Genomic DNA, 8,053 nt, shown 5'->3' on the forward strand with positions numbered 1-8,053 from the left:
ACCACCCGACGCACGACATACCGACCTGAGGAAGAGAGAGAACATGCGCGTCATGGCACAGATGGCCATGGTCATGAACCTGGACAAGTGCATCGGGTGCCACACCTGCTCGGTCACCTGCAAGCAGGCGTGGACCAACCGGCAGGGCACGGAGTACGTCTGGTTCAACAACGTGGAGACCCGGCCTGGGCTGGGTTACCCGCGCGGCTACGAGGACCAGGAGGTCTGGAAGGGCGGCTGGGAGGTCACCGCGAACGGCCGGCTGAGGCTCAAGGCCGGCGGCCGGCTCACGAAGCTGCTGAACATCTTCTCCAACCCCAAGATGCCCTCGATCCAGGACTACTACGAGCCCTGGACCTACGACTACGAGACGCTGCTCAACGCCCCGGCGCAGGACACCTTCCCCGTCGCGCGGCCCACGTCGCTCATCTCGGGCAAGCACATCAACATCGAGTGGTCGGCCAACTGGGACGACGACCTCGGCGGGTCCACCGAGCACGCCGCCAAGGACCCGATGCTGAAAGGCATCGAGGACAAGGTGAAGTTCGAGTTCGAGCAGACGTTCATGTTCTACCTGCCGCGGATCTGCGAGCACTGCCTCAACCCCAGCTGCGCGGCCTCCTGCCCCTCCGGCGCCATCTACAAGCGCGAGGAGGACGGCATCGTGCTGGTCGACCAGGACAGGTGCCGCGGCTGGCGCATGTGCGTCACCGGCTGCCCCTACAAGAAGGTCTACTTCAACCACAAGACCGGCAAGGCCGAGAAATGCACCTTCTGCTACCCGCGCGTGGAGGTCGGCATACCGACCGTGTGCGCCGAGACCTGCGTGGGCCGGCTGCGCTACATCGGCCTCATGCTCTACGACGCCGACAAGGTGCTCGAGGCCGCTGCGGTCGAGGACGAGCACGACCTCTACGAGGCGCAGCGCAGCGTCTTCCTGGACCCCCGTGACCCTGCGGTCCAGCGCGAGGCCGAGCGCGCGGGCATCCCCGGCGACTGGATCGAGGCGGCGAAGAAGAGCCCCGTCCTCAAGCTCATCACCGACTACAAAGTCGCGCTGCCCCTGCACCCGGAGTACCGCACGATGCCGATGGTCTGGTACATACCGCCGCTGTCGCCGGTCGTCGACGTCATCAAGGACACCGGTTACGACGCCGAGGACAAGGACAACCTCTTCGCAGCCATCGACGCGCTGCGCATCCCGATCGAGTACCTCGCCAACCTCTTCACCGCGGGCGACACCCGGCCGGTCGAGGCGGTGTTGCGCCGGCTGGCTGCGATGCGGTCCTACATGCGCGACATCAACCTGGGCCGCGACCCCCAGGCGCACATCGCCGAGGCGGTCGGTATGGAGGAGGAGGAGATGTACGAGATGTTCCGCCTCCTGGCGATCGCCAAGTACGGCGACCGCTACGTCATCCCCACAGCCCACGGGGAGCAGGCGCACGCCCTGGAGGAGCTGGCCACGGACTGCCCCGTGAGCTCCTTCGACGAGGAGCTGCTCGACTCCTCCGGCCCGTTCGGCGAAGGCTCGGGCCGCGGCGCCGTCACCCCGGTCGCGGTGGAGAACCTCAAGATGCTCCAGGAGCGGGCCCAGTCGGAAACCCTCGTCTCGGGCGGCGGCAAGCGAGGTCGCGTCAACCTGCTCAACTGGGACGGGCGCGGCATGCCCGAGGGTCTCTTCCCCCAGCGCCAGAAGGGCGTCGAGCCCCCCTCGGGTGGCGACAGCCCGCAGCAGCCCACCGACGACCGGTCCGTGCTCGAGGACGGCCAGGCCCGGCCGGACAACGTCGCTGGCGCGGACGGAGGGCAGCAGCGATGATGCCCTGGCGGCGCCACCGGCGCAGCAGCCCCCGGTTCGACGCGCGCGCGCAGGCCGACGCCTGGCAGCTGTGCTCGCTGCTGCTGGACTACCCCGGCGAGGACCTGCCCGGGCACCTGACGGCGCTCCGGGAGGTGGCCGGAGGCCTGCCGCCGTCGGCCGGCGAGCCGCTGACTCGGTTCCTCGAGCACGCGGAGGTCGTCGGCCTGCCCGAGCTGCAGCGCGACTACGTCGACACCTTCGACGTCACCCGCAAGTGCGCCCTGCACCTGACCTACTTCCTGCACGGGGACACCCGCAACCGGGGCGTGGCGCTGGTGCAGTTCAAACAGCTCTACCGCCAGCACGGTGTCGAGCTGGACGACGCCGATGCAGAGCTTCCTGACTACCTGCCTGTCGTCCTGGAGTTCGGCGCGACTGTCGCCCCCGACACGGCGTGGAAGGTCCTCAACGACCATCGGGTCGGCATCGAGCTCCTCCGGCGGGCCCTGGACCGGCGCGGCTCACCCTGGTTGGACGTGGTTGCGGCCCTTCGGGCCACCCTGCCCGACCTCGACGGCGACGACGAGCAGGCCCTCGCCCGGCTCATCGCCCAAGGACCGCCGCAGGAGACCGTCGGGATCGACGACGCGCCCTACGCCATGGACCCCGCCCTCGACGGCCTGCGCACACCCCCGACCGACGGGTGCGCGCCCCCCGGCAGCGCACCGCACACCCCCCAGTCCCTCGGCCCGACCATCCCCGTAGGAGCCCCCCGATGAGCACCTTCCTCTGGGTGATCTTCCCCTACATCTGCCTGGCGACCTTCGTCGTGGGCCACGTCTGGCGCTACCGCTACGACAAGTTCGGGTGGACCACCCGCAGCTCCCAGCTCTACGAGGACAAGCTGCTGCGGATCGGTAGCCCGCTGTTCCACTTCGGCATCCTCTTCGTGGCCGTCGGCCACTTCATGGGGTTGATCGTGCCGCAGAGCTGGACCGAGCGGGCCGGGATGAGCCAGGAGCTGTACCACATCGTCGCGCTGCTCGGCGGGCTGCCGGCAGGCATCGCCTGCCTGGTCGGGCTGGCCATCCTCGTCTACCGGCGCCGTACCGTCGGGCCGGTCTTCCGCGCCACGACGGTCAACGACAAGGTCATGTATGCCGTGCTCGCCGTGGTCATCGTGCTCGGCATGTGGAACACCATCGCGGGCACCTTGCTCAACCTGGGTATCGCGGGCGACCACTACAACTACCGCGACGGCGTCTCGCCGTGGTTCCGGCAGATCTTCTGGTTCCAGCCCGACGCCTCACTCATGGAGGGTGCACCGCTCGGCTTCCAGCTGCACGCCCTGCTCGCCTTCCTGCTCTTCGCGATGTGGCCCTTCACCCGCCTGGTGCACGTCTTCTCAGCGCCGATCGGCTACTTCACCCGGCCCTACATCGTCTACCGCAGCCGCGACGAGCGGCCCGGGACGGCGACCGGCACCCGGGCGCAGAAGCGCGGCTGGGAGCGGGTCCCGTGAACGAGCACCCCGCGATCGACGACCCCGGTCAGTCCCGCGCCCAGGGCACATCGGGGGTCGTCGACCTGCGCGCGGAGGGTGAGGAGCTCCTGGACCAGGCGCGCTCCACCGGCCGCGGCCGGGCGGTGCGGGCGGTTGTGCGCCAGCCCGGGCAGAGCCTCGTCCTGCTCGGCCTACCCGCCGGCGGCGGCCTGCCCGAGCACGAAGCGCCCGGTCCCGCCTCCCTGCTCTGCCTCTCCGGCCGGGTGGTCCTCTCCAGCGACGGCACGTCGCACGCCCTGTCCGCAGGCACGGCGTGCGTCATACCCCCGGAGCGGCACGAGGTCACGGCCGCTGTGGACAGCGTCTGCCTCCTCGCGCTGTCGCTGCCAGGCTCCTGAACGTGCCCGGGCAGGTCGTGGACCTCCTGGTCCTGGCCGGCGGTCGCGGCACGCGGCTCGGAGGCCGGGACAAGGCGGCCCTGGAGGTGGGCGGCCGGTCGCTGCTGGCGCGGGTGCTGGAGGCGCAGCCGCTGCTCGGAGGCAGGGTGGTGGTCGTGGGTGATACTCCTGTGCCACCGGGCGTGCTCCGGACGGTGGAGGAGCCCCCCGACGGGGGCCCGGTCGCCGGTATCGCCGCCGGACTGGAAACGCTGCGCAGCAGCGCCCAGGGCGAATCGGCCCTCGACGGCCCGTGCGACGGGCGGGTCGGTGCCCGACCCGCCGACTGGGTGGCGGTCGTGGCGGTCGACCAGCCTGGCGCCGCGGTCGCTCTGGCCGCGCTACGCGCCTCGTTGGACGGCGCGGCGGAGCACGTGGACGCCGTCGGTCACCAGGACGCGGAGGGCCACCGCCAGTGGCTGCTGGCCGTCTACCGCCTGGTCTCTCTCGAGAGGGCGTTGGGCCGGCTGGGAGAGGTTCGCGACGCCTCGGTGCGCCGCCTCGTCGCCGACCTACGCTGGTATGACGCGAAAACCGGGCGGGAGCACCTCGGGGACATAGACACCTGGGCCGACGCCCAGCACTGGGAACATCGCCTGCGGCGGGAGCCGACGATGACGGACGAACCACACACGAAGGGATAGACGATGGCGACCGTGAGGTACTTCGCTGCCGCCGCAGAAGCGGCCGGCACCGAGACTGAGCAGGTGCCCGCCGAGGACCTGGGCAGCCTGCTCGACCAGCTCGCCGAGCTGCACGGCGCCGAGCTCGCCCGCGTGCTCTCCTGCAGCTCAGTGCTGCACGAAGGCCGCTACGTCAGCGACCGGTCCCTACCCCTGGGCCACGACGCCGTCCTGGACGTGCTGCCGCCCTTCGCCGGCGGCTGACCGGCCTCAGCCGCCGATGGCGCTCATGGGCCGGGGCGGCTGCAGGAAGTCGGGCTGGTTGATGCCGTGCCCGGGCAGCTTGGCCGTGATGGAGGCGCGCAGCAGCGCGGCCAGCTCGTCGTCCGAGGCGCCGTCGCGCAGGGGGGTGCGCAGGTCGGTCTCCCCGGCGGCGAAGAGGCAGTTGCGGATCATGCCGTCGGCGGTGAGCCGCACCCGGTCGCAGCTGCCGCAGAAGGGCATGGTCACCGAGGCGATGGCGCCGACCGTGCCCAGCGGCTCGACCTCGGGGCCGGCCCCCCACGGCCGCACGTCGAAGAGCTCGGCCGGTGCGCTGCCCCTCGACTCGTCCGGTTGCGGGGTGAGGTCGTAGCCGGTGCGCAGCTTCGCGAGGATCTCCGCGCCGCTGATCATCTGCGAGCGGTCCCAGCCGTGCTGGGCGTCCAGCGGCATCTGCTCGATGAAGCGCAGCTCGTAGGCGTGCTCCAGGGCGAAGGTCAGGAGGGCCACGACGTCCTCGTCGGCGTCGTTGATCCCGCGCATGAGGACGGTGTTGATCTTCACCGGGACGAGCCCGGCCTCGGCGGCCGCGTGGATGCCGGCGAGGGTGTCGGCGAGGCGGTCCCGCTTGGCGAGCGCGATGAAGACGTCGCGGCGCAGGGTGTCGAGGCTGACGTTGACCCGGGTCAGGCCGGCCTCGCGCAGAGCTGCGGCGTTCTTGGCGAGGCCGATGGCGTTGGTCGTCATGGACACCTCGGGCGTCGGGTCCAGCGCGGAGATGCCGGCGACGACGTCGACCAGGTCGCGGCGCAGCAGCGGCTCGCCGCCGGTCAGCCGGACCTCCTCGATGCCCATGGAGACCGCGACGCCGGCGAGGCGCACGACCTCCTCGGTGGTGAGCATCGTCGCCCGGGGCAGCCAGGGCACGCCGTCCTCGGGCATGCAGTAGGTGCAGCGCAGCGAGCAGCGGTCGGTCACCGAGATGCGCAGGTCGCGGTGCACCCGGCCGTAGCCGTCGACCAGCGGCTCGCGGATCATCATCAGTGGTCGCCCCCCACGACTTGATCGACCAGGTGGCCGAGCAGCGGCCCGATGATGTCCATCCCCTCGGTGACGGCCGCGGGGCGACCGGGCAGGTTGATCACCAGGGTGCCGCCGACACCGCGCTCCTGCGGCCAGTCGACGACCCCGACCACGCCGCGGGACACCGCCGCGAAGGGGGTCTGCCGGGAGCCCTCCCGGCGCATCAGCTCGGCCATGCCCGGGTTCTCCCGCGTGATGACCTGGCGGGTCCCCTCCGGCGTGAGGTCACGCGGGCCCATGCCGGTGCCACCGGTGGTCACCACCAGTCGGGCTCCGTCGGCGACGGCGTCACGCAGCGCCCCGGCCACCGACTCCACTCCATCGGGCACGACCACGGGGCCCTCGACGGCATACCCGAGCGCCTGCAGTGCCTCCGTGAGGCGGCGGCCCGACTCGTCCTGGCGGAGCCCGGCCGAGGACCGGCCCGACACCGTGACGACGGCTGCCGTCCTTGTTGCTTGAGACACGTCGCGTGGGCTCATTCTTCGACCCTAACGGGCTCCGACGTCGGACTCGTGAGCGCCTCCATGGATGCGTGGATGACCGTGGGCCATCACTCGACGATGTCACCTGGGCGTTGCGCACTTTCAGCATTGACGGCCCGGGTAGTCACGTCCACGATGGCCGTCCTGTCGAGTGGTCCGAGGTGTGAGGGCGCCGTGGCCGGCAACGGCCCAAATATCTGCCGCTCACCTCGGTCGGGATGAGCGTCCAGCGCCCATACCGTCGTGGTGCTAGTGCTAGTAGCTGCTGACCTGTCGGCCCGGCCCTTCTGGGAAGCCCTCGAGGGGTGGCTCGACGGTGTAGCCGAGTCCGGCCAACGTGTCGGCGGCGTGCTTCTGGTTGTCGCGTATTGCGGCGGCAAGTTGGTGATGGCGCCAGTCTTGACGACCCTGGGCTAGGTGCGACTCCCACTGGTCGGCTGCATCGATGCCGAACTCGTCGACGAGCATTTGGAGGACGTCCTCCAGTGCGGGGCGGAAGCGAGCACCGCCAAGAGGGAAGTGAAGGTCCTCGACGCGGCCGACGGCGCGGCCTCGAGCGCGGCGCTTCGCCCTAGGGGTCCGCTCACCAGCACGGCTCATGGCGTGCGTGAAGGCATCCCGGTGAGCGTGGACGTGAAGGTGTGAACACGGGATGCCGCTCTGGGGGGACTTGACGAACTCGTAGCGAAGCAGGGGCGCTCGATCCTCTACGGACGAGACGTGGACCTGCGATTTGTGAACGGCGAGGAAGTGGCCGGGTGCATCCCATCCGCACTGGAACTCAACAGCGAGGCGGAGTAGAGGCTCACGGCCTGCGGTCAACACGATCCCCATGCGATCGGTAGTGCTGACCGTCAGGCGGTCCCCCTCATCGAGTCTGGTAGCGGTGAACGCGACGTCAAAGCCGACAACTGCCCCTATGGTCCCGCTCAGTTGCTCGGCGAAGTGTCGTGCAGCCTCGTCCAGATTGGGCTGCCTCACCCGAGTAGAAAGTCCAAATGTGCCAGACGACGCGCCGCTTGTGCATGTACGTCGTCGTAAAGACCGGACAGCAAAGCGTCACGGATGAGGTCTCGGTCCTCGGTGTCGAACATGGCGAGCAGCTCGTCGCGCTCGGCTTCGGCCTCGGAGCGGGTGAGAGTTTGGACGACGGTCATTGCACGCCCCTTCCGGGTCTTGAGTCGCTGCTCCTCACTATGCCACTGGCCACCGACAGCCGCGCGGCGGGCTCGCCCACTCCCTGGGCTTGCTGCTTCAGTCGGTCCTGCGGCTCGACGGCTCCCGCCTGCCGCGCTCCTGTCGAGAGGGGCTACTGCGCGCTCGGTGGCATTGTCCGAGTAGCGGCACCGACATATCTCCGGCACGAGTGCGCCGTGGCAACCTTTCCGCCGGGCCTCGGGGCCAGTGGGCAGCGCACTGTACTTGGCATGACGGGTGATGCTGACCGCCTGTTCCGAGTGGTCACACGACCTCGCGAAGTCGAGACGGCCGCCGAAGGGGACAGTGCGGGGAAGGGCAAGCGGGCTTAGGCTTGCATAAGGCGCGAAGGACAGCCGGACGACCTTCGACCGGCTCCGCTATGAGTTCCTGGCTGCGGGTGTGCACGACTCTCCCCCGCCGGGTGATCGGCGGAGTAGTGGCCAAGTCGAGCCATGAGGCGCCAGCCATGATGCACGTATGATGCACGAAACGGTCTGAACGCCTCTCTTCCGGCTGGTTGTGCAGGTCAAGACGTTGTAGCCGGGAGTCTTGTAAATAGGTGGTTGAGGGTTCGAGTGTAAGAGTCCCGTGGAGTGGTGGGGTTTGGGTGGCCGGTGTGGTGCCCTGGTGTGAGGGGGTCATCGGCGAGATGCTCG

10 protein-coding genes are annotated in these 8,053 nt (G+C 69.7%); 7 read left to right on the forward strand and 3 right to left on the reverse strand.

The window, feature by feature from the left end:
* The first annotated feature begins 43 nt into the window (after nt 1-43).
* The 6 genes from narH to Q0967_RS16325 are packed head-to-tail and all read left to right on the forward strand — an operon-like array spanning nt 44 to nt 4,632.
* Nucleotides 44-1,822, forward strand: a complete 1,779-nt coding sequence (gene narH, locus Q0967_RS16300) for a nitrate reductase subunit beta (protein WP_298752891.1) — start codon at nt 44-46, stop codon at nt 1,820-1,822.
* Entirely contained in the window at nt 1,819-2,583 is a 765-nt protein-coding gene (gene narJ, locus Q0967_RS16305) for a nitrate reductase molybdenum cofactor assembly chaperone (RefSeq protein ID WP_299451133.1), read from the forward strand. Before narH ends, narJ begins: the two co-directional genes overlap by 4 nt.
* Nucleotides 2,580-3,326: a respiratory nitrate reductase subunit gamma gene (narI, locus tag Q0967_RS16310; RefSeq protein WP_298752886.1), complete on the forward strand. Its 747-nt coding sequence runs from the start codon at nt 2,580-2,582 to the stop codon at nt 3,324-3,326. Before narJ ends, narI begins: the two co-directional genes overlap by 4 nt.
* Nucleotides 3,323-3,706 carry a LuxR family transcriptional regulator gene (locus Q0967_RS16315; RefSeq protein ID WP_298752884.1) on the forward strand — a complete coding sequence of 128 codons (384 nt, stop codon included), beginning with the start codon at nt 3,323-3,325 and terminating at the stop codon, nt 3,704-3,706. The genes narI and Q0967_RS16315 overlap by 4 nt, the downstream gene beginning before the upstream one ends.
* 2 nt (nt 3,707-3,708) lie before the next feature.
* Nucleotides 3,709-4,389 (forward strand): molybdenum cofactor guanylyltransferase, encoded by a 681-nt coding sequence (locus Q0967_RS16320; RefSeq protein ID WP_298752882.1) that lies wholly within the window; start codon nt 3,709-3,711, stop codon nt 4,387-4,389.
* Nucleotides 4,390-4,392: 3 nt separating this feature from the next.
* Entirely contained in the window at nt 4,393-4,632 is a 240-nt protein-coding gene (locus Q0967_RS16325; RefSeq protein ID WP_298752880.1) for a MoaD/ThiS family protein, read from the forward strand.
* 6 nt (nt 4,633-4,638) lie between these two features.
* Here the strand turns inward: Q0967_RS16325 and moaA are convergent, their stop codons facing one another.
* Nucleotides 4,639-5,670: a GTP 3',8-cyclase MoaA gene (gene moaA / locus Q0967_RS16330; RefSeq protein ID WP_299451137.1), complete on the reverse strand. Its 1,032-nt coding sequence runs from the start codon at nt 5,668-5,670 to the stop codon at nt 4,639-4,641.
* Entirely contained in the window at nt 5,670-6,194 is a 525-nt protein-coding gene (locus Q0967_RS16335) for a molybdenum cofactor biosynthesis protein B (RefSeq protein ID WP_299451140.1), read from the reverse strand. The genes moaA and Q0967_RS16335 overlap by 1 nt, the downstream gene beginning before the upstream one ends.
* A gap of 420 nt (nt 6,195-6,614) precedes the next feature.
* Between Q0967_RS16335 and Q0967_RS16340 the strand changes: the two genes are divergently transcribed.
* Nucleotides 6,615-6,842 carry a hypothetical protein gene (locus Q0967_RS16340; RefSeq protein WP_299451143.1) on the forward strand — a complete coding sequence of 76 codons (228 nt, stop codon included), beginning with the start codon at nt 6,615-6,617 and terminating at the stop codon, nt 6,840-6,842.
* Between the two features lie 332 nt (nt 6,843-7,174).
* Here the strand turns inward: Q0967_RS16340 and Q0967_RS16345 are convergent, their stop codons facing one another.
* Nucleotides 7,175-7,354, reverse strand: a complete 180-nt coding sequence (locus tag Q0967_RS16345; protein WP_058890185.1) for a hypothetical protein — start codon at nt 7,352-7,354, stop codon at nt 7,175-7,177.
* Between the last annotated feature and the right edge of the window lie 699 nt (nt 7,355-8,053).

This window comes from uncultured Serinicoccus sp. (assembly GCF_947500995.1).
In the GTDB taxonomy this organism is placed as follows: domain Bacteria; phylum Actinomycetota; class Actinomycetes; order Actinomycetales; family Dermatophilaceae; genus Ornithinicoccus.

Excerpts from the sequence above, each read along its gene's own strand:
- narH (WP_298752891.1), top strand. The coding sequence starts at position 44 with ATGCGCGTCATGGCACAGATGGCCATGGTCATGAACCTGGACAAGTGC.
- narJ (WP_299451133.1), top strand. The coding sequence starts at position 1,819 with ATGATGCCCTGGCGGCGCCACCGGCGCAGCAGCCCCCGGTTCGACGCG.
- narI (WP_298752886.1), top strand. The coding sequence starts at position 2,580 with ATGAGCACCTTCCTCTGGGTGATCTTCCCCTACATCTGCCTGGCGACC.
- Q0967_RS16325 (WP_298752880.1), top strand. The coding sequence starts at position 4,393 with ATGGCGACCGTGAGGTACTTCGCTGCCGCCGCAGAAGCGGCCGGCACC.
- moaA (WP_299451137.1), bottom strand. The coding sequence starts at position 5,670 with ATGATGATCCGCGAGCCGCTGGTCGACGGCTACGGCCGGGTGCACCGC.
- Q0967_RS16335 (WP_299451140.1), bottom strand. The coding sequence starts at position 6,194 with ATGAGCCCACGCGACGTGTCTCAAGCAACAAGGACGGCAGCCGTCGTC.
- Q0967_RS16345 (WP_058890185.1), bottom strand. The coding sequence starts at position 7,354 with ATGACCGTCGTCCAAACTCTCACCCGCTCCGAGGCCGAAGCCGAGCGC.